Raw genomic sequence first — 18,740 nt, forward strand, 5'->3', positions numbered from 1 at the left:
CCACTCCGCAGGGGAAATCATTCCCCTGCCCGATGCCGACCCGCCAAAGATTTTTCCATCAACTGGCCGTTGGACTGGACGGCGCCAACCGGTTGCCAACCCTGCCTGTGATAAAACGCGCCCGCTGCTGTATTGCGCGGCAAGTACCGCAGGCGGGCTTGGGAGCAGCCCTGTGCTTGAAATTGATCCAACATGTACGCCTGAAGCCGACCACCGAGATGTCGATGCCGGTACGCAGGCACCAGGTAAATAAGATTGATGTAGCCGTAGCGTTGACCCTCAGCGTCAGTCCGAGGGCACTGATATTCCAACTGACCGATGATCTCCCCGGCGTCACGCACATGCAAAAAACCGGCATCCGGGTTGGCAGCCAATGCCTCAAACCAGGCCAGCGTTTCCTCCCGGCTAAAATGGTCGAGATTGCCGTAACTGACCCGGTGCGTCTCCCGGCGAAATTCAAGGCACAACTCAAGATCCCGATTCAGATCCACCGCTGTGAACGTGAGTTGGGGTGTCTGTTTCATCATGGGCAAGCTCCCTCCCTGAGTAACCCTTTTCCTGACAGCCGACGATTAGGGCACAGCCATCAGGGAAGGTTGAGCACCGACACCAAGCGGACCTCAACCTGCAACGAGATATGTCCTTCGCCTTGCTGCCGGACCACAAATGCTCCGCCTTGCGCCGAAAGTTGGGTGACTTTGAGCGTTTCCCGGCCCAGTTGTTCCAGCCAGTAAAGTGCCAGCGAACACTGGGCTGAGCCGGTCGCGATATCTTCATCAATCCCGATTTTGGGCGCAAAATATCGCAGCACGTAGCCATCACTGCCGTCCTGCGCCGTCAGGATCACGGCATGATAATCTGCAATCGCCGCCAGCACCGCCATATCCGGCGTGAACTGACGCACCAACGCCGGGCTTTCCGCCACCAGCACCAAATCCCGGGTGGCAAAGCTGTCGATCACTGGCAGGCCGATTTGCTTCAGATACCGTTTCAGATCCGGCGAACGGTTCGGCTGCCAGCCCGGCAGCGTCATGTGATACCGTGCGCCGTCTTTGCGCACGATCACCGTCCCGTGTTCGCTGGTCAGGGTCATCGTGTTGGCCTCAGCCGCTGTTTCAACATCAGCCGCAACCTCAGTCTCTGTTCCGGCATCCCCGAACGCCTGCTCCCCAAATTCCAACAACACAGCCGCCGCTGCCAGACTGCCATGACCACACAGATTAATTTCAGCCTGCTGGGAGAACCAGCGAACGGCATACTGAGATTCATCATGGACAACAAACGTCGTCACCGGTTGGGCCAGTTGCCGGGCGATTTGTTGCAGAGTCGCCGTGTCCAGCCAGTCATCAAGCACGACGACACCCGCCGGATTTCCGGCAGCTTGTTCCCCGCTAAACACCGTCAATAGATAAGCTTTCATCGTTCAGCCTTTTTCATCCGTGAACACATCAAAAATGAACTTCATGGCGCTGGATCCTCGTGAAGCTAATTCTTCATCAAGCTAGCGCCTCATGAAAATGGAAACTTCAGCCAAACTTCCACTTCAACGCCGCTTGTTCGTGCAACTGCACAAAATCGTTCTTATGAGCGCAATATTGCGCATTGTCGTGCTGACATTGCGCAGCACCTTCTTGCTTCAGCATCGCATATTGCTCGCAAACTTCAGGAAACGCGCGTAAATAGTCGCGAAATGCCAAATGACGCACCGAGCCGGGTGAGTCTTTCACAAACGCATGCACATGGTGTGTACGCTCCGTTTCCCCTTTATAGAAAAAGCGCCGTTCCGGGATCCCAAACTCGCCTTTGGCGACATACCCTAACGCTTCCATCGCGGCCGTCTGCTGGTCCAGTGCTGCCAGGTCGTTCACTTCCAGCAGAATATCAATCAAGGGCTTGGCGGCGAGACCGGTCACAGAGGTACTGCCGATATGGTGGATCCCGGCCAGGTTATCAGCACAGAGGCTCCCTGCGATGGCCTGCTTTTCCTGCTCAAAATCATCCGCCCAGGAAGAACGGTACGCAACCACTTCAATTTTTCTCATCGTATTTTCCTTGCGACCACACTAAACGTGTGCCAATGCTTATGTCTGCCGAGCGCCGTTTTCCCCGGCTGATTTCGCTCATCAAACTTCAAAATCGTGAATCCGTCGAACAAAGCTTCCACCTGCAACCGGCTTAAAGCCGTGATGGTATGATCGGAATGCGTCGCCCAATCATCCGCCACGCCCATGAACCCACCCGCGAAAACCCCGCCGATTTCAATCGCATCGGTGAGTCTCTGCCAGGTTCGCGTAAATTGCGTCGGCTCGGCGAAATACAAGCTGGCATTGGCGATCAGCACGCCGGTCGTCGGGTAATCAAATTGCTCGAAGCTGTCCTGAGAAATATCAATCAGCGGGTCTTGTTCAAAACGCTGCCGACAAATCTCAATCGAGTCCACATTGATATCAAATCCATGTACCTGATAACCCTGCTCACGGAGGAACTGAATATCGCCGCCTGCGCCGCAGCCGCAATCGACCGCCACATTCAGCCCGGAGCGATTCTCTTGAGCAGCCATCTCGGTGAGGGGATGATGCGAGCGCTGGATGGCTTTCTCATAATATCCCCGCCAGCGCTCGGCGGTACTTGATGTCATACTAATTGTCCTATTGAAACTGAAACAGAGCGCGGTGATTTACAGGAGGCCGGCAACCTCATCGCACCATGATGGGAGTTGCTGTCGATACCAATCGAGATACATTGCCGAATCCCGGTGGCGGGAACGGAGCAGAATATTAACCACTTCTATCACAATCCAGGCTTTGGCCATCGCGATATGGCTCACCAGGGTTTCCGGGGCAATCGTCGGCAAATCTGTCAGCCTATGGCGGCATGCCAAATATTGCCCGGCGTACGCTTCATACTGGGCCGGAGTCCCCATGCCGTTGATTAACGGTGCCAAATCAATACTCGGGCAGCCCATCGTCAACCGCTCCCAGTCAAACTGCACCAGTTCACCATTGGCTCTGCGCCCCCAGTTCCCCGGATTACTGTCTCCGGTGATCAGTCTGTTACCGGCAAAGATCGCTGCAGACTGGGCCTGAACCACATGAAAAAAATCAATCGTTGTCCTCGGCAGCGCCAGTGCATCCAGCGCTGATGCCGTGGCGCGCTCAGTCCAGCAAGCCCGGTAAAACGGCAGCGAGGGCTCTTCGACTTCCATCGCATGGATCCCGGCCAGATGCTGAAACACGGCGGGCGTCTGAAGTTCGGCCAGCTTGACCGAGTGCGGAATCAACTCCATCACGATCCGTTTTTCGTCTGCGTCCAACGCCATGATCGCTGGTGAGAAAATGCCGCGCGCATTCAACCGATCGGCATAATGCTGATAAAAAAGTAGCTCCGTCTCGGATAACGGCTTTTTTTCAATGCATATTTTCCCGCCTAGCGTGACTTGCCTGACACTTGCTCTGCCTAATCGGGCCAGCTCTGTCACCTGCTTCTCTCCTTCATCCCTGTTTTGAAAGTCCATGTTTCGAAGATTCCCGCCAGCCTTCGCCAGCAAGTTGCTTTAAATCGTGATCCAATAGCGGGCAATCGGATTGGGAAAAACCTTCCCCATCACAATGTTTTCCAGTACCCCGCCGTTGGCTTCGATGATTTTCCGGGAGCCCGGGTTATCTTCATCGGCAGTCACCAGCACTTGAGATAAACCAATCGCCTTTGATTTTTTCAACCCCAACGCCAGCAGAGTCGTGCCATATCTTTGCCTTCGATGGGCCGGGGCAACATCATAGCCGATATGGCCAGCTTCAAGCGATAAGAAAGGGTTATCAATCCGGTGCCGAATGCGGATCACCCCGACGATGTGTCCATCGTCATTTTTAAGCCAGTAATGATGACAAGGCACATAGCCTGCCGGTAATCCGATCCCTTTTGATTCGTTATTTAGACTTTCCACATAGGCGGCAAAATCAAGCGTTGCCGGGCGGTAAAAATCCGCATTTTCCGGGTCATTGTGAAGAAAGTCGTGGTAAAAGGTTAAAAACGCCGCTTCATCGGCCAGTGAGGGGGAAATGAGTTCCATATCTGTCCTTGTGAAATATCTTCCGTATTCAATCAATCCAGCAGGCTACCTTCAGATGAGGATGTTTGCTGCGCTTTCTGAGTCCGAGTAGCTCCCTTATGATCTGGACATTGATATATGGCATGACTTTTCTCCCTGAAGACATGGATCACGCATGACGCCACTGCTTCAGGGGCATCGTATGAAAAAAGGGGGATTCTGATAACCAGCACTCAAGAGAATCCTTTTCAGGTGCGGTTGAACAACAGTGAATCTGTTGCCAGAGTAAAGCGTTGCAGGGAAAGTTGCAATGAAAACACAGCTAAGAGACTGTATTCAATATGATTTATCTCAATTCAGGGAATGAGCGTTGCTCCGGTTACAGTTAAATCAGCTTTAACTCAATCCCTCTTAAAACGGCGCGGGTACGATCCCGGACCACCAGCTTGGTCAGAATGGACGACACCTGATTACGCACGGTTCCGGTCGATTTAAACAGAGCCGAGGCAATTTCAGCGTTTGAGAAGCCTGCAGCAATCAAGCGTAAGATTTCCAATTCACTGTCCGAAAGCGGCGTAAACGGCTGCTCATTGTTTAACGCCTCCAGCTCGCTGCGACTGGTAATGCCCTGAGTCACCGCCGGCTGAAACCAGCGCTTACCCTGGTGCAACGAAAGCACAGCTTCAGTCAGTACCTGAAACGAAATATCTTTCCTCAGATACCCCTGCGCACCGAGGCGGATACTTTCGAGCACTAAGTCATGCTCATCAAACGTCGACAAGAGCATTACCGGGATGTCAATGCCTGCGTTACGGATCATTTTCAGGGCATCGATCCCCGAGAATTTGGGCATCCTGACATCCAGGATCACCACATCGGGTTCATGAGTTTCTATGAAGGTCAAAATATCCTGAGCATCATGAGCCCGAGCCACCACATCAATCTCAGGGTGTAAATCCAGCAGGCTGCACAGTCCTTCCAGGACCAGGTTCTGATCATCAATGACTACGACGCGCGCCACTATTTTTCTCCTAATAACGAAACCGGCAAACTCAAACAAACGGTTGTTCCTTGCTCGGTATCAATTGTCAGTTCACCATCTAACATTGCGGCTCTTTCCTGCATCCCTTTCAATCCGTTCCCCAACACAATCGGATGCTTTACCCGACCCGGATCACTGGCCTGCCAATAGACATGCTCATCATCTTGCCAAATCCGGATGAGGCAATGCCGGGCCTTGCTGTGCCGAGTCACATTGGTGATCGCTTCCTGAGTCGCACGGAAAAACAACTCTGCCACCTGGGCATTGCTGATCCGCAAATCGGGCTGGAAATCAATTTGAACGTCGAGCTGATCCAAGTCACGCACCTGCTCATGCAGCGCCTGCTCCAGATTGATGGAATCAAATCGGCGTAAATCACTCACGGCCTGGCGAATATCGGACAGCAGCTCCTCAGACAACCGTTTGGCTTTTTGGATCTGTGCTAAATCGCTCTTGGCACACAGCTGCAATGTCAGCTCTAATTGCATATTCAGAGCCGTTAACCGATGCCCCATCACATCATGAATATCCCGTGCAATCCGTAATCGCTCATCCCGTTTCGCCGTGTCGGATAATAAGGTCTGGGTCGCCCGCAGCTCCCGGACCAGATTCCGGTTCGCCAGGTTCGATGCTCGCTCATTTTCAATCGCATATGATAGACGCAGCGCAAACAGGTTATAGGTGGTAAATAAAATCGCGTTGACCAATGCATATGACATATCCGCCACCGCAAAATAAATGCAGGGTAAAAGAATACTCAGCGCAATACAGAACCGAATGGGAACGACCTTGGGAATACTGGCAACAAAGACTATCCCCAGGATCATGATGATGCCGTTATCCACCAACACCAACAGAGCCAGCAAAGCAATAAACTGGGCCGCCAGTGGATATACCGATGATTTGCCTGCACGCAGCCGATACAAATGACAGCCAATAAAGACCAGAGACAAAGTCAGCAAAATACCAACGGCCAGACGAATATCATCAAATGGAAAACGCAATGACTGCTGATCGGGCCAGGCAGTATAAAGCGTAAAGATCGACACCGTTAAACAGGTTAATAACACCAGCCCCAAGTTTAGCCAGCTTTCTGAGTTTCCCAACCGCAAGGACTGCCAAATCGATGTTGCAGCCGGCTTCACATTGATAGCTTCCATTCATGACTCCATGTCTTGCTTAATATTCCAGGTACAGGGCCTGTCGCCCGTCACCGTCGACAACCAATAAGTAAGAGCGCCCGAATGAAGCATCACATATCGAGATTGGCTGTTCATTCTGCATGATACCGCCATTGCACTGATCAATATAGAAACGTCCGCTCAGCATCCCCGATGTCAGGGACACCGGACTACCCTCGATTTCAAGATTCACTGCATCGGCGGCAAAAATCCGTACGGAAAATTCACTGCTGCGATCATCTTTTTCCTGCTTGAATACGTTTAGGGCGACTTGTCCCTGATGTTGCCAGGCCAGAAAATGATAGTTCTTGTCATTGGAGACTTTCACTTTTTTCTGATCTAATAGACCCAGTTGGTTTCTCGCGGCGACATAAAAGGAAATTCGACGTTTGACATTATGCTCATGCGTGATCTCAACGGGTGCGGCCCCGGCAGCCAGCGTCTTTTTGAAGTACTTGCTGTTTTCCACATCACGCTCATCGCCATCCAACTCCGTATTGGCCATATGAAAATCAATTTCGTAGTCGGTTGCATTCATCAGCGTATAGTGGTTTTTATAGTAATCAGAGCCAAAATTGGATGTTTCCAAGTCTTCTTCCGAGCACCCAGCCAAAAATGCCAGCCCAATGAAACCGTATCGCCACCATGAAGTTTTCATGACCGAACCTTCTCCTGATTGAAAGTGTGAATACCCAAACAATGCTCGCAAAACATCGCATCTTGACATCATTTGGGTATCTTCAGGTTAAGCAATCCGGGCACCACTGCCATGTGCCAAAAGTCATGAGATGATCCCACCTCAACATCGATTAGGCAGGGTCATCTGAGCCAATTTCCCCTGGCCTCAGGTTTAATCCGACAAATAATATTCGATGGTCGATACCACCCGAACCTTTTTAATATGCGGGTTATTTTTATCCCGTGCACTGATACTGAATTGGCCCTGGGAAGCGCGTTTTATTTTTCCTAAATGGCTGTCCGAATCGGCGGCAAACTTTTCGGCCACTTTTCGGGCATTCAAAGTCGCTTCTTCAATCATCTCCGGTTTGATCTCGTTGAGCCGGGTAAACAAGTAGTCTGTCTGGCTCTGATAATTGTTCCCGGTAAAAACAATGCCTTTCTGACCCAACTCGGATAAGGTATTCATTACCTGGCGAACCTCGGCAATCTTCGCCGAATAGACCGTCACAATCCGTAATGCGGTATAACGAAAAGGCGCAGCCGAATCATTGCCGTACTGCTGGGCAGACTTATCCGTAAGCGAGGGCGCTGACAGGGAAATATCGGCCGCCTCGATTCCGTGGCTGATCAGGTGATCCCGAATCGCTTGCGCATGGGCATCCAGCGTTTGGTAGACATCCACCAGCTCGTTCCCGGCAACATTAAACTGAATCGGCCAAATCACAATATCTGCCGGATACTCTCGCTCCGACAAACCTTTCACCGTGACACTGCGATCATACATCTTGTGCTCAATTGCAGCATGACCCAACAGATATCCCAGCATCGTCAGGCCCAAAAAGATCCCAAGCCCCAGAATGATGCTGGCAGTTTTATTCATCGACTGCATCCCTTTCTCCTTCTCTGACTCATTTCATCTGTTGTGGTGAAAGCAAACTTGCATCGTAGCCGCGATCAATGCCTTCTCCTCGGCACCGACGTTGTCATAAGTCTAAAACCTGTCCCGCCACCTCGTCCTGTCTCCGGCGCAATTCTCTTCGACACAATGCCGACAATGTGACCCATACCCCGGCAGGTGGCGTCCCATCCTGCAGAAACAGTAACACATATAATAAGACAGGCACGCCTGAGCGTGCCTGTCGTTGATCATGTGATAGTTTAACCGGCGCTTTAAATTTTATCTTGCCACATCCAGCCTGTTGCCGGTGCTGCCGTTCACCCGGTACCATCCGGCAATACTGTAACGAAGCCGGTGAGCCGGAAGAACTTCATGTGGAAAGTTTTCCGACAAAAACACCACCAACCGACCCGCCTTCGGCGCAACCTGGGTCAGATACTGGTCGTTCAGATCGTACACCACCAACTCTCCCCCATCTTCCGTCACCCACTGCTCATTGAGGTAGAATACCGTGGTCAGTTTACGGTTGGTCTGGCCTCGGAAGCTATCAAGATGCTTCTTGTAAAAATCGCCCGGCTCATACTTGGCAAAGTGCGCCTCATACTCAAACAGACCGAGGAACAAGTAGCGGTTCACCGCCACCCGCAAGGCTTCCATCTGCTGCATATAATGCTGCACCGGCGCGCCAATTTCCGGAGACAACCATTGGATTTTATCTTTACGCACCCGCGCTTCCTGAACGTAATTTGTATCCCGACCGATGCCGGACTGTTGCCAGTTTGATGGGATACAAGCTCGCAAGTCATTCACCTGCGCCGGTGTTAAAAAATCGTCCCAAATAAACCAGCCACGGGTATGGATCGCATCAATTAAAGTATCTACGTTCATCAGCATCTACGAAGAAAAGTCTATGCTGCTGTTATAAAAACCTCCGGGGAACAGAACAAATCAACATTTTCATGCCATTGATAAGAAATTTTAATTGAAGGAGTAAAAAGAAGATGTTGTCCTCAACATCGGAGCCATCGTGCGATAGGAAAGTTACCTCGGCGGAATAGCTTGAAGCAGATACAGGGCCTGCTGCCTTGACGCATTCAAGGCAGCAGGCGTTTTTTTAGCTGACCGACTTGGCGTAGCTGGCAACATCAATGTCAACCACTTCAACGGTGTAGGAAGTGTTCGGCTGATCGACTTGCTGCAGCTTCTGCAAAATATGATGTGACAAATTCTTTTTCTTTGTTTCATCACGACCGGCCAAGATCCGAGCTGTGACATGCACAAACCCCGCCGTGGTTCCCCCCACCTGATAGCTGGTATACGGGATCACCCGGGTTTTAATATCTGCCGGGGTAAAGAGCCCGGATTCCAACGCGCCTTGAAAAACGACTGAAGAGAGTTCATCGGGTGAAATGGCCGCTTCCAGTTCCTTCGAGTATTCAATGATGCAATGTGGCATTTCACGCTCCTGTATTTTTGATAGCACAACCCGCTGAGCGGAGTCAGTAAGGATTGATGATTAACGATGTTTACAATAAATCACGGTGTCATCTAATTGCCCGGCCGGCAGCCTGCGCGCTTTTTCAAGGCGGGCCTCCAATCGATAGCCGCACCGCTCTGCAACTGCCCGGCTACGCAGATTGGTCGCAGCCGCGATGATTTCCAGACGCTCTGCGTTCAGATGCTCCAGCGCATATTGTTCCACCCGGGCCACCGCTTCCGTGATATACCCTTTGCCGACTTCATCACTACGAAGCCAGTAACCGATTTCACAAAGCGGCACGGCCGGGTCTTTCAGGATCAGCCCGACGACCCCGAGCAGACGGGCATCGGACTTTCGGATGATGAAAAACCTGAGTTCACCGCGCTGATGTTCAAAATTATCAATCGCCTCACGCATGGCTTGCGTGGCCTGTTCAATGGTCTGGTGATGAGGGACCCAAGGCAAGAACACACTCAGCGTGTCACGATGAGCACAAACGGCCTCAAGGACAGGCTCTACCCAACACATCGCCGGCGGGACCAGCTGAATTCTTTCACTTTCCAATCGACAACTCCTGATAAGCCCGCAACTCACCAGAACACTGTGCCACAGGTGTTATAAGAGTGTAAATGAATTATTCACTTTCCTGAGCCGATTCGATATAAAACCCTGCGTGAAAAATCACATTGTCGTCGAGAGGATCTTAAGCATTAAAAACAGTACGTTAGCTAAGGTTCTCGTTGAATGGCAACTTGCAGTCCTCCCCCTGAGAACTACAGTTAAACTGCAACACGCAAAGACATCACGGAGGCGTACCATGCCACTACGAATTGGAGATAAAGCCCCTGATTTCACCGCCGACACCACTGAAGGATCGATACGCTTTTACGATTGGATCGGAGACGGTTGGGCCATTCTGTTTTCTCACCCAAAAGACTTTACGCCGGTCTGCACAACGGAGCTTGGCTACCTGGCAAGCTTAAAACCCGAGTTCGATAAGCGACATTGCAAGCTCATCGGGCTCAGTGTTGACTCAGTCAGCGATCACCAAGCCTGGCTCAAAGACATCGAAGAAACCCAGGGTCATGCCTTGAACTACCCACTCATTGGGGACTCAGACCTCAGCGTAGCTAAGCTGTACGATATGATCCACCCCAACGCCAGCGGCCCTGCCCAGGAAAGAACAGCGGTCGATAACGCCACCATACGTTCAGTTTTCATTGTCGGCCCGGATAAATTGATCAAACTGATCCTCACTTACCCGATGAGCACCGGCCGTAATTTTGATGAAGTGCTGAGAGTCCTGGATTCCATCCAGCTCACGGCCAAACATCAGGTGGCAACGCCGGTTAACTGGCAGCAAGGAGAAGATGTCATCATCGTTCCTGCGGTTTCCGATGAACAGGCCAGGCAGAAATTCCCTGACGGCTGGCGGGCGCCCAAGCCTTATATGCGCATCGTCCCGCAGCCGAAGTAATCATCTACATCAACATAAAGCATACGCCTCACCTGCCGCTTACGGGGGTGAGGTTATATTTCAACCCACTTCCCTGGTTCAAATGCCGGATTCAGTGCATCCGGCCAATAGCCCCTGGGATTGCTCAGCACCCGGGTGCCGTGGAGGACAACATCCACGCTGTGATGAAGGTGACCATGAAACCAGAGCTGGATGTCATGGTGCTCCATCATCGACTCCAGATTACTGACATAAGCTGGCGCCAGTCGCTCCGGCCGGGCCAACCTTGCGGGCACCCCGCTCCCCCAACACCGTGGACTGGGCGCATGATGCGTGACCACCACAGTCCGCCCCGGGTAAGGCTGGTGTAAGGCACCTTCCAGAAACTGACGGGCAAGGCGATGCTCAAAGAGCGCATCATCCGGGGTAAACAGATGGTCTTCGTACTGCACCAAACGGTGGTCACTGAGGTCGGTGGCAGCCGCAGCCATCGCGCTGTGCCGATTGCCGCGCAGGTTGTAGTCGGTAAACAAGGTTGTACCCAGAAATCGCACCCCCTGGAACTCCACCTGATCTTTTTCCAGAAAATGAACATGGGTGTTGGCCGTGGCCTGCCGCCAGACATGCAAGCTGGATTGCCTGCTCGACAAATAGGGTTCGTGATTGCCCGCAATCACGACGGTTGGCGTCCCTGCAGTCGATTCGAGCACCCAGTCAATATAGGTGGGATCGCTTTTCACCCCGATATCACCGGCAATCACAATCACATCGGCTCCTACCTGAGGGAGCTCATAGTTTGAAGGCGACGGCATAAACTCCAGGTGAAGATCTGACTGGAACTGAATACGCATGCGCGCCTCCTAATTGCGTCTCCCCGACCTACTCTTCAAACGGTTGGGTTTCTCCGGGTTTTCGTAACATCTTGTTGACTTCATCACGATGCAGTTCTTCCGCCGAGATCATTTCCCGGGCGTACTCTTCCAGCACCACGGACTTTCCTTCAACCATCTTGAGCAGTTTGTAGTACAACGCCAGCGCCGACTCTTCATGCGCTAAGCTCTCGCGCATGATATCGCCAATATCATGCTGGTGTGTTTCCAGCAATGGCCCAACCTTCAAAGACGGGTGCCCCCCCAGCAGCGTGACCATCTCCCCGGCTTTATGCGCATGCAACAGCCCTTCATCCGCATTCCCTTTGAGCCAGGAAACAATCGGAATCCGGTTATAACCAAACACCATTAGGGAGTAATGGGTATAACGCACCACCCCGGCCAGCTCGTTTTCCATAATATTGTTGAGCAGATCAATGACTTGTTTCTTTTCAGTATCATTCATTCTCAATCCCTACCTGTCGGTGACAAGGCAGCCGCACAACGATCATCACGGCTAAATATGAAAATAATCAATACCATTTTAGCCAAGATACGCCGGGCTCATTTCCTTATTTTTTCCGTATTTGATCGCAGCTGTTCAGGTAGGCTGTATCGACTGACCCAGGAGTCTGGTATGAACTGAATCCCATACACCTACATCTCATCACGCTGAGCCGGGATACGCCATAAAAAAAGGCTGCGGACATGCCGCAGCCTTCAGCCATTCAAATGTTTCTCGCTTTGCCACCTTCAACTGCAGCTCAGCGAATGGTGCCCCGTTTAGGCCGCATGTTCGGACTCATCTGTTTTATTCTCGATGACCTTGCGATTCTGATTAATCGAGATGGTTTTAGGCTGCATCGCCTCGGGGATCTCTTTTTTCAGATTAATGGTCAACAAACCATTGCTCAGGCCGGCATCAACCACCTCAACATAGTCCGCAAGGTTAAACTTACGTTCAAATGTCCGATTCGCGATACCACGGTACAGGTATTTACGCTCCTCTTCAGTCGCTTTTTCACCGCGAACCGTTAACACACCTTTTTCGACTTTAATATCCAGCTCACGTTGCTCGAAGCCTGCAACAGCAAGCGTAATGGCATAATGGTTTTCGCTCAGCACTTCGATATTGTATGGCGGATAACCACTAGACACCGAATCGGTTGCTAGAGCGCTGTCAATTAAGGATGCGAGACGGTCAAAACCGATGCTATTACGGTACAGAGGAGATAAGTCAATTGAGTTCATAATATATCCTCCAATCAGAAGCAACACACTATAAATTCAATCATGCCGGGAGCACTCTCTCGAAGACATACCCCGGACACTCATTTTATAGATCTTCGGAAATCGCTTTTCAACGCTGTTATTAAGCTAATTATTCATGAGAACGTGTCGATTTATAACGATCGTTAATAATCTTCTTCGATTTCCGAATGGAAGGTTTCAATACTTTTTTCTGCTTTCACCACAGTGGCAAACCTGGCGATGTGAAACAGCGCATCACCTTCGTTCACCAGCGGGATATTGTTTCGGCCAATAATGATCCCAGCCGTTCTGCTGATCACCGGATATTCATCCGTACTGAACGGTGAAGAAATCAGCGCCAGCACATCACCGACCGCCACCCGCTGGCCCAGCTTGGCCATAAACATACAGATACCGTCAATTTCAGCCCGGAGCCAGTAAGATGCCCGCGCAATCACGGGTTGAAAAGCTTTCTTCGACGCCGGTGAAGCCGGCAGCATCTCCAGGTTACGCATCACATTCAAAATGCCCCGGACCCCACCTTTAATCGAAGCGGCATCAAAGCGCAATGCCTCCCCGGCCTCATACAGGATCACCGGCACGCCCTGCTTATCAGCGCATTCGCGCAAGGAACCGTCACGGGTCTTGGAATCAATCACCACCGGCGCCCCGAAGCTCAGCGACATCTGCGCCGCCACCGGGTTATCCATATTGGCCCGGATCTGGGGCAAATTGCTACGATGAACTGCTCCGGTATGCAGATCAATGACATGAGTGCACTGACTCAGGATCTGGGTACGGAACTGATAGGCAAACCGGCCACCGACCGAGCCCTTGGCTGAACCCGGGAAACTCCGGTTCATATCCCGCCGATCCGGCAGGTAACGGGAGCGATGGATAAAACCAAAGATATTCACCACAGGGACAATCACCAGGGTTCCCCGGATCCGCTTCAGCGCCTTGTGTTTGAGCAACTGGCGGCAAATCTCAACCCCGTTGATCTCGTCGCCGTGAATGGCCGCAGACACCAGCAACACTGGACCGTCCCGCTTGCTGTGAATCACTTCCACCACCATGTCCAGGCTGGTATGGGTATAGAGCCTGGCCACATCCAGATAAATGCTTTTTCGCTCACCGGCTGCTACCTCAACATCACCAAAGGTGATCGGAGCCCGCGGCGTTTTCCCTCTGCTTATCATACGTTATTGAACCGTCTTTAACGGCAGGACATCTACCAGCATAGTCCAGAACTGCAATGCGAGATGATGGTATACACTCGATAGTGTGCACTTTTTAAACGATTTCTTATCACTAAACCTGAAAAGCACCCAAACTACGACTAGCTTGATCGGTAAACATACCGTTTATCACCGGGCAAAAGCTCAACCGTGAAGGACGCTCTGATGAAAATTGCTATTCTATCCCGCAACAAAAAACTTTACTCCACTCGCCGCCTGGTCGAAGCGGGCGAAGAACGCGGCCATGAAATGCATGTGATTGATGTATTGCGTTGTTATATGAACATTAACTCCCGCGCCTCTTCCATCCATTTCGAAGGGAAAGCGCTCGAAGACTTTGATGCAGTCATCCCGAGAATCGGCTCATCCGTTACCTTTTACGGGACTGCTGTCCTGCGTCAGTTTGAAACTATGGGCGTATATTCTGTTAATGAATCCGTCGCGATTTCACGTTCTCGCGACAAGTTACGCTCACTTCAACTACTGGCCCGAAAGAATATCGGTCTGCCCATCACTGGATTTGCGAATAAGCCCAGTGATATCCCGGATCTCATCGACATGGTCGGCGGTGCGCCGCTGGTGATCAAGCTGCTGGAAGGAACTCAGGGGATCGGTGTGGTATTGGCAGAAACCCGAACCGCTGCAGAAAGTGTCATTGAGGCCTTTCTCGGCCTTCATGTCAACATCATGGTTCAGGAGTTCATCAAAGAAGCCGGAGGTTCTGATATTCGTTGCTTTGTGATCGGCGATAAAGTGGTTGCCGCCATGAAACGCCAAGGGAAAGAAGGTGAATTTCGCTCGAACCTGCACCGCGGCGGTTCAGCGAGCCTGGTGCGGATCACGCCGGAAGAGCGCTCAACTGCCGTTCGGGCGGCCCGAACCATGGGACTCAACCTCGCCGGGGTTGATCTGCTGCGCTCCATGCATGGCCCTGTCGTCATGGAGGTGAACTCCTCGCCCGGCCTGGAAGGGATCGAAAAAGCCTCTGAGCGCGACATTGCATCCAAAATCATTATGTTCCTTGAAGCCAATGCCAAACAGAGTACCACCCGAACCCGGGGCAAAGGTTAACCGGAAAGCCAATCATACAAACGAGAAATCTCGAGTGAAAATTCTCAGTAAAACTAAGTTCTCATGTTGTGTTACCCCCCGTACAATACCCTGACGCGTATCATTCACGACATGAGAACGAAGGAGATTTCAGGTGAACGAGCTGATTACCGGTAATAAACTCATTGCATCACTGGTCCTGATCGCCATGGCTTGGGTGATCCGCTGGCTGGCGATCCGCCACCTGGGACAACGCCCCAATGGTGATGACGAACAACCCAAACGCTGGATCAACACCGTCAAGAACTTAACCAACCTGGTCATTGCGGTGGGCTTAATCATCATCTGGTTGTCTGAGATCCGTTATATGGCCCTCTCGATTGCGGCTTTCGCAGTTGCTCTGGTGGTCGCCACCCGTGAATTTATCCAATGTTTTCTGGGTTCGCTCTACATCGCCAGTAACCGGACTTTTGTGATCGGGGACTGGATTAAAGTCGGCTCGAACTACGGCGAAGTCGCGCGCAGCGACTGGTTCAGCACGACCTTGCTTGAAATTGATATGGACAACCTCAGCTACGGCTACACCGGAAAATCCCTGTCGATCCCCAACCACCAATTTGTCGGTGGCACAGTCCAAAACCTCAATTTCATGCGTCGCTACATCAGTCATTCGTTTGCCATTACCCGGGAAGCTGACATCAATGTGTTCGATGCCAAAGCCTACATTCTGGAGAAGGCCAATGAATACTGTGCCCCTTTCCAGGAAGTCGCACAGCGCTATACCGGACTCATCGAAAAACGCCTGGGGATCCAAATCGAAGGGACCTCACCGAGTGTCCGGATCAGTACATCCAACATTGGCAAAAATATCTTCACCATCACTATTTTTTGTCCGACCCAGGAAGCTGTGAACATCGAACAACAACTCACAGAAGACTTTATGGCATTCTGGTATGCTGAATTGAGCCGCCTGAAGAAAGAAAAAGAGAAGGAAAAAGAAAAGGAGAAAGAGAGCAAAAAAGCAGAGCTCGTAGATCCCACCACCGGAGGCACCTCGTGAAGTCACCTAAAACCACGGTCGGTTGGCGAGAATGGCTGGCACTGCCCGCCCTCGGTATCCCGGCCATCAAAGCCAAAGTTGATACCGGAGCCAAAACCAGTGCCTTGCATGCTTTCATTGTCAATCCGTATATGAAAGACCAGGAGCCCTGGGTCCAGTTTTTTATCCACCCACTGCAACATGATTTAGACACAGTCGTTGAGTGTCACGCCCGGCTCAGTGATCAGCGGCAAGTCACCGATTCTGGCGGTCATCAGGAAATGCGTTATGTGATTAAAACCGAGATTACGCTCGGCGATCAGCAGCTGGAAGCGGAGATCACCCTGACCGACCGGGAATCGATGAAGTTTCGAATGTTGCTTGGGCGCAATGTCCTCAAGCAAGGGTTTGTGGTCGACTCAGACCAATCTTTTCTGCTGGGGAAACAGCCGGTACACGGTTGCCATTGATCAGAATGCCCTGAAGCTGCCAGGTCAGCATTCAAGCAAGGATTACAAGAAAAAGTCCTATGCAATCGCTCGTCAAGTCAGAGACTTAAGCCGCGATTGAATAGGACTCTCGTCCGGCATGTTTTGCCTTGCGCTGAAAGCTCCCCTTCCCTTTTTTCGCTTTCTCGACACGGGTTCGGAACAGGGTGCTGGTCACAGCAGCTTTGAGCGCATTATCCTGAACCTTGCCTCTGCCAAGCTCGGTCTCAAGCGCTGGCGATGCATGATTGCACTGCACCACTTGGAGAGTATCATTTTGTTTTAGCTTACTTTTTTTAGCCATGATAGAGTTCCTTAATGAATGAAAATCTGCTGCCAGAACAGTCTGGCAGACTGCGCAATATTAAGACCATTTGGCGGGTTCACACAATCAAATTTTTCACCGGCCAAGATTATTTTTCGTGTATGTATTGCTGATACAAATCGAGAAATTTGATCACAATCTCCCGGGCGACATTCGTTTCACAGTTGGTCAGAAAGACCATCCCGGTTTGCGATACCGGATGAAACACCATTTCAGTGCGTATCCCTTTCACCCAGCCGCCATGATGCACAAACCCGGCAATGCCCTGGTAATCAAACGTCCGCCATCCCAGCGCATAATAAACATTGCTGAGCTTGGCACGATAACGGTACTGGTTTGCCCGCACATGGGGCTTATGCATCACAGCAAGTACCGACGGCCGAAGAACCCCCGGCTGATGGCCAAACTGAGCCAGCATCCATTTCGCCAGATCCTGTGCACAGGCATTCACCCCGGCAGCCGCCGGCACCTGATAGTAATAGGCTGCCGGCTTCACCGCCGCAAACCCGCTTTTCACTTTCACATGAGGTTCGACCCGGTTCGGGCTGTTCAGATAACCCGTCAGTCCGAACGAGGCGTGCGACATCTGTAACGGGACAAAGATCAGTTCCTGAACTAAGGTCGAGTAGTCCTTGCCGGAGGCCTGGGCCAGCATGTCCGCCCCTAGGTTATACATCACATTTTGATAACCGTAACAGCGGCCCGGCTCACACACAAACCGTACCCGGCTGAGCATTTGCAGAATGCGGGAATAGCGAACATTATCTTCCAGCAAATCTGTATAGGCATGGGGCACCAGGCCGCTCGAGTGCGACAATAGATGACGCAGGGTCACATGCTTTCCCAGTTCCGGATCACTAAAACTGACATGCTCCAGATAAGGAACAACATGAGTATCCCATTCAATGAGCCCCCTGGAGATCAAAATCGCCGCAACCGTTGAGGTAAACGTTTTCGAAATTGATGCCAGCGGGAAAACCGTGGCAGAATTAATTCGCTGTTTCCCGCCAATTCTGGTGACACCATACCCTCTTAACAATCGTACTTTACCATGAACAACAACGGCTAAGGATGCGCCTGGGATACCCTGCTTGACCGCCTTTTGTACATAACTGTCCAGGGCGAAAACCATTTCGTCCTTCGCCATACCGGGGAGGGTGATCATAGAGATCAGCAAGAGCGCAACCGGGCACAACCCGTACAGCTTATGCAACACAGGAACACCAGCCTTCGTTAGTTTTCACTAAGCGTAGTGCCTGCAGAAACAGTTATTTTTTCTCTGAATTGAGAATTAAATGCGTTCGCAAAAAGGTTCTTAGCGGCGTAACAAAAAAGTTATTGATGACAAAATAGTTCAAGAAATATACTTAGAATTGCTCTATGATAAAAATTGCTGTTTGTTATTTCGCCTGTGCGATTTATTGCTTTCATTTTGAGTGAGGTTAATTCTTTCCGCTTACAAGCGTACGCTCAAAATAATAGATTTCGTGTACAAGCGTTCGCTGAAAATAGTGTTTTATTAGATGAAAGCATCAAGCCATCGGATAAACTAGAACATTTGCACCAAATTAACAATCGACATAAGCCACTGAATCAAAAGAAATTAAACTCATCCGACATGTGTTGAAATGAGATCTGGGGCACAAAATAACTTTTATTGTTCCCGATAATGGCTACAATAAGCCGCCTTAGCC

At 51.1% G+C, this 18,740-nt stretch carries 23 protein-coding genes; 4 read left to right on the forward strand and 19 right to left on the reverse strand.

Annotation, left to right across the window (positions count from 1 at the left end; all coding sequences use genetic code 11):
* Positions 1-17 precede the first annotated feature (17 nt).
* From NNL38_RS17065 to NNL38_RS17125, 13 genes are all read right to left on the reverse strand, one after another.
* Positions 18-527 carry a GNAT family N-acetyltransferase gene (locus NNL38_RS17065; protein ID WP_255391629.1) on the reverse strand — a complete coding sequence of 170 codons (510 nt, stop codon included), beginning with the start codon at positions 525-527 and terminating at the stop codon, positions 18-20.
* 59 nt (positions 528-586) lie between these two features.
* On the reverse strand, positions 587-1,420 hold the full coding sequence (locus NNL38_RS17070) for a PhzF family phenazine biosynthesis protein (protein WP_255391630.1): 834 nt from the start codon (positions 1,418-1,420) through the stop codon (positions 587-589).
* Between the two features lie 106 nt (positions 1,421-1,526).
* Positions 1,527-2,042 (reverse strand): GrpB family protein, encoded by a 516-nt coding sequence (locus NNL38_RS17075; protein WP_255391631.1) that lies wholly within the window; start codon positions 2,040-2,042, stop codon positions 1,527-1,529.
* Entirely contained in the window at positions 2,039-2,638 is a 600-nt protein-coding gene (locus NNL38_RS17080) for a class I SAM-dependent methyltransferase (RefSeq protein WP_255391632.1), read from the reverse strand. Before NNL38_RS17080 ends, NNL38_RS17075 begins: the two co-directional genes overlap by 4 nt.
* Before the next feature lie 39 nt (positions 2,639-2,677).
* Positions 2,678-3,514: a phosphotransferase gene (locus tag NNL38_RS17085; protein WP_255391633.1), complete on the reverse strand. Its 837-nt coding sequence runs from the start codon at positions 3,512-3,514 to the stop codon at positions 2,678-2,680.
* Positions 3,515-3,553: 39 nt separating this feature from the next.
* Entirely contained in the window at positions 3,554-4,069 is a 516-nt protein-coding gene (locus tag NNL38_RS17090; RefSeq protein WP_255392271.1) for a GNAT family N-acetyltransferase, read from the reverse strand.
* A 364-nt stretch (positions 4,070-4,433) separates the two neighbouring features.
* Positions 4,434-5,069: a response regulator transcription factor gene (locus NNL38_RS17095; protein ID WP_255391634.1), complete on the reverse strand. Its 636-nt coding sequence runs from the start codon at positions 5,067-5,069 to the stop codon at positions 4,434-4,436.
* Positions 5,069-6,250 carry a sensor histidine kinase gene (locus tag NNL38_RS17100; protein ID WP_255391635.1) on the reverse strand — a complete coding sequence of 394 codons (1,182 nt, stop codon included), beginning with the start codon at positions 6,248-6,250 and terminating at the stop codon, positions 5,069-5,071. The genes NNL38_RS17095 and NNL38_RS17100 overlap by 1 nt, the downstream gene beginning before the upstream one ends.
* Positions 6,251-6,269: 19 nt before the next feature.
* Positions 6,270-6,929: a hypothetical protein gene (locus tag NNL38_RS17105; protein WP_255391636.1), complete on the reverse strand. Its 660-nt coding sequence runs from the start codon at positions 6,927-6,929 to the stop codon at positions 6,270-6,272.
* A 192-nt stretch (positions 6,930-7,121) separates the two neighbouring features.
* Positions 7,122-7,841: an SIMPL domain-containing protein gene (locus tag NNL38_RS17110; protein ID WP_255391637.1), complete on the reverse strand. Its 720-nt coding sequence runs from the start codon at positions 7,839-7,841 to the stop codon at positions 7,122-7,124.
* A 288-nt stretch (positions 7,842-8,129) separates the two neighbouring features.
* Positions 8,130-8,738 (reverse strand): 2OG-Fe(II) oxygenase, encoded by a 609-nt coding sequence (locus tag NNL38_RS17115; RefSeq protein ID WP_255391638.1) that lies wholly within the window; start codon positions 8,736-8,738, stop codon positions 8,130-8,132.
* Between the two features lie 226 nt (positions 8,739-8,964).
* Positions 8,965-9,306, reverse strand: coding sequence for a 5-carboxymethyl-2-hydroxymuconate Delta-isomerase (locus NNL38_RS17120; RefSeq protein ID WP_255391639.1), 342 nt, complete (start codon positions 9,304-9,306; stop codon positions 8,965-8,967).
* Between the two features lie 60 nt (positions 9,307-9,366).
* Positions 9,367-9,894, reverse strand: coding sequence for a GNAT family N-acetyltransferase (locus NNL38_RS17125; protein WP_255391640.1), 528 nt, complete (start codon positions 9,892-9,894; stop codon positions 9,367-9,369).
* 253 nt (positions 9,895-10,147) lie between these two features.
* Here NNL38_RS17125 and NNL38_RS17130 point away from each other — a divergent pair, with 253 nt between their 5' ends.
* Positions 10,148-10,807: a peroxiredoxin gene (locus tag NNL38_RS17130; protein ID WP_255391641.1), complete on the forward strand. Its 660-nt coding sequence runs from the start codon at positions 10,148-10,150 to the stop codon at positions 10,805-10,807.
* A gap of 53 nt (positions 10,808-10,860) precedes the next feature.
* Here NNL38_RS17130 and NNL38_RS17135 read toward each other — a convergent pair whose 3' ends face one another.
* The 4 genes from NNL38_RS17135 to NNL38_RS17150 all read right to left on the reverse strand — a co-directional run bounded on the left by NNL38_RS17135 (position 10,861) and on the right by NNL38_RS17150 (position 14,105).
* A complete protein-coding gene (locus NNL38_RS17135) occupies positions 10,861-11,637 on the reverse strand; it encodes a metallophosphoesterase (protein WP_255391642.1) in 777 nt (258 codons plus the stop codon).
* Between the two features lie 28 nt (positions 11,638-11,665).
* Positions 11,666-12,121 carry a ferritin-like domain-containing protein gene (locus tag NNL38_RS17140; protein ID WP_255391643.1) on the reverse strand — a complete coding sequence of 152 codons (456 nt, stop codon included), beginning with the start codon at positions 12,119-12,121 and terminating at the stop codon, positions 11,666-11,668.
* A gap of 317 nt (positions 12,122-12,438) precedes the next feature.
* A complete protein-coding gene (locus NNL38_RS17145; protein WP_255391644.1) occupies positions 12,439-12,906 on the reverse strand; it encodes an Hsp20 family protein in 468 nt (155 codons plus the stop codon).
* Positions 12,907-13,070: 164 nt separating this feature from the next.
* Entirely contained in the window at positions 13,071-14,105 is a 1,035-nt protein-coding gene (locus NNL38_RS17150) for a succinylglutamate desuccinylase/aspartoacylase family protein (RefSeq protein ID WP_255391645.1), read from the reverse strand.
* Between the two features lie 204 nt (positions 14,106-14,309).
* Between NNL38_RS17150 and rimK the strand changes: the two genes are divergently transcribed.
* The 3 genes from rimK (at position 14,310) to NNL38_RS17165 (ending at position 16,703) form a co-directional block, all read left to right on the forward strand.
* A complete protein-coding gene (gene rimK / locus NNL38_RS17155; protein ID WP_255391646.1) occupies positions 14,310-15,215 on the forward strand; it encodes a 30S ribosomal protein S6--L-glutamate ligase in 906 nt (301 codons plus the stop codon).
* A gap of 133 nt (positions 15,216-15,348) precedes the next feature.
* The gene (locus NNL38_RS17160; RefSeq protein ID WP_255391647.1) at positions 15,349-16,254 is read left to right on the forward strand and encodes a mechanosensitive ion channel family protein; all 906 of its coding nucleotides are present in this window, start codon (positions 15,349-15,351) and stop codon (positions 16,252-16,254) included.
* Positions 16,251-16,703 carry an ATP-dependent zinc protease family protein gene (locus NNL38_RS17165; RefSeq protein WP_255391648.1) on the forward strand — a complete coding sequence of 151 codons (453 nt, stop codon included), beginning with the start codon at positions 16,251-16,253 and terminating at the stop codon, positions 16,701-16,703. The genes NNL38_RS17160 and NNL38_RS17165 overlap by 4 nt, the downstream gene beginning before the upstream one ends.
* Positions 16,704-16,788: 85 nt before the next feature.
* On the opposite strand, the gene NNL38_RS17170 is transcribed toward NNL38_RS17165, so the two are convergent.
* Positions 16,789-16,983: an alternative ribosome-rescue factor A gene (locus NNL38_RS17170; RefSeq protein WP_369414633.1), complete on the reverse strand. Its 195-nt coding sequence runs from the start codon at positions 16,981-16,983 to the stop codon at positions 16,789-16,791.
* A 151-nt stretch (positions 16,984-17,134) separates the two neighbouring features.
* Positions 17,135-18,262: a serine hydrolase domain-containing protein gene (locus NNL38_RS17175; RefSeq protein WP_255391650.1), complete on the reverse strand. Its 1,128-nt coding sequence runs from the start codon at positions 18,260-18,262 to the stop codon at positions 17,135-17,137.
* Positions 18,263-18,740 lie beyond the last annotated feature (478 nt).

The sequence above is a fragment of the Photobacterium atrarenae genome (assembly GCF_024380015.1).
In the GTDB taxonomy this organism is placed as follows: Bacteria; Pseudomonadota; Gammaproteobacteria; order Enterobacterales; family Vibrionaceae; genus Photobacterium; species Photobacterium atrarenae.

What these genes read in the sequence shown, in the direction of transcription:
- NNL38_RS17065 (WP_255391629.1), bottom strand. Translation starts at nt 527, where the DNA reads ATGATGAAACAGACACCCCAACTCACGTTCACAGCGGTGGATCTGAAT.
- NNL38_RS17070 (WP_255391630.1), bottom strand. Translation starts at nt 1,420, where the DNA reads ATGAAAGCTTATCTATTGACGGTGTTTAGCGGGGAACAAGCTGCCGGA.
- NNL38_RS17075 (WP_255391631.1), bottom strand. Translation starts at nt 2,042, where the DNA reads ATGAGAAAAATTGAAGTGGTTGCGTACCGTTCTTCCTGGGCGGATGAT.
- NNL38_RS17080 (WP_255391632.1), bottom strand. Translation starts at nt 2,638, where the DNA reads ATGACATCAAGTACCGCCGAGCGCTGGCGGGGATATTATGAGAAAGCC.
- NNL38_RS17085 (WP_255391633.1), bottom strand. Translation starts at nt 3,514, where the DNA reads ATGGACTTTCAAAACAGGGATGAAGGAGAGAAGCAGGTGACAGAGCTG.
- NNL38_RS17090 (WP_255392271.1), bottom strand. Translation starts at nt 4,069, where the DNA reads ATGGAACTCATTTCCCCCTCACTGGCCGATGAAGCGGCGTTTTTAACC.
- NNL38_RS17100 (WP_255391635.1), bottom strand. Translation starts at nt 6,250, where the DNA reads ATGGAAGCTATCAATGTGAAGCCGGCTGCAACATCGATTTGGCAGTCC.
- NNL38_RS17105 (WP_255391636.1), bottom strand. Translation starts at nt 6,929, where the DNA reads ATGAAAACTTCATGGTGGCGATACGGTTTCATTGGGCTGGCATTTTTG.
- NNL38_RS17110 (WP_255391637.1), bottom strand. Translation starts at nt 7,841, where the DNA reads ATGCAGTCGATGAATAAAACTGCCAGCATCATTCTGGGGCTTGGGATC.
- NNL38_RS17115 (WP_255391638.1), bottom strand. Translation starts at nt 8,738, where the DNA reads ATGAACGTAGATACTTTAATTGATGCGATCCATACCCGTGGCTGGTTT.
- NNL38_RS17120 (WP_255391639.1), bottom strand. Translation starts at nt 9,306, where the DNA reads ATGCCACATTGCATCATTGAATACTCGAAGGAACTGGAAGCGGCCATT.
- NNL38_RS17130 (WP_255391641.1), top strand. Translation starts at nt 10,148, where the DNA reads ATGCCACTACGAATTGGAGATAAAGCCCCTGATTTCACCGCCGACACC.
- NNL38_RS17135 (WP_255391642.1), bottom strand. Translation starts at nt 11,637, where the DNA reads ATGCGTATTCAGTTCCAGTCAGATCTTCACCTGGAGTTTATGCCGTCG.
- NNL38_RS17140 (WP_255391643.1), bottom strand. Translation starts at nt 12,121, where the DNA reads ATGAATGATACTGAAAAGAAACAAGTCATTGATCTGCTCAACAATATT.
- NNL38_RS17145 (WP_255391644.1), bottom strand. Translation starts at nt 12,906, where the DNA reads ATGAACTCAATTGACTTATCTCCTCTGTACCGTAATAGCATCGGTTTT.
- NNL38_RS17150 (WP_255391645.1), bottom strand. Translation starts at nt 14,105, where the DNA reads ATGATAAGCAGAGGGAAAACGCCGCGGGCTCCGATCACCTTTGGTGAT.
- rimK (WP_255391646.1), top strand. Translation starts at nt 14,310, where the DNA reads ATGAAAATTGCTATTCTATCCCGCAACAAAAAACTTTACTCCACTCGC.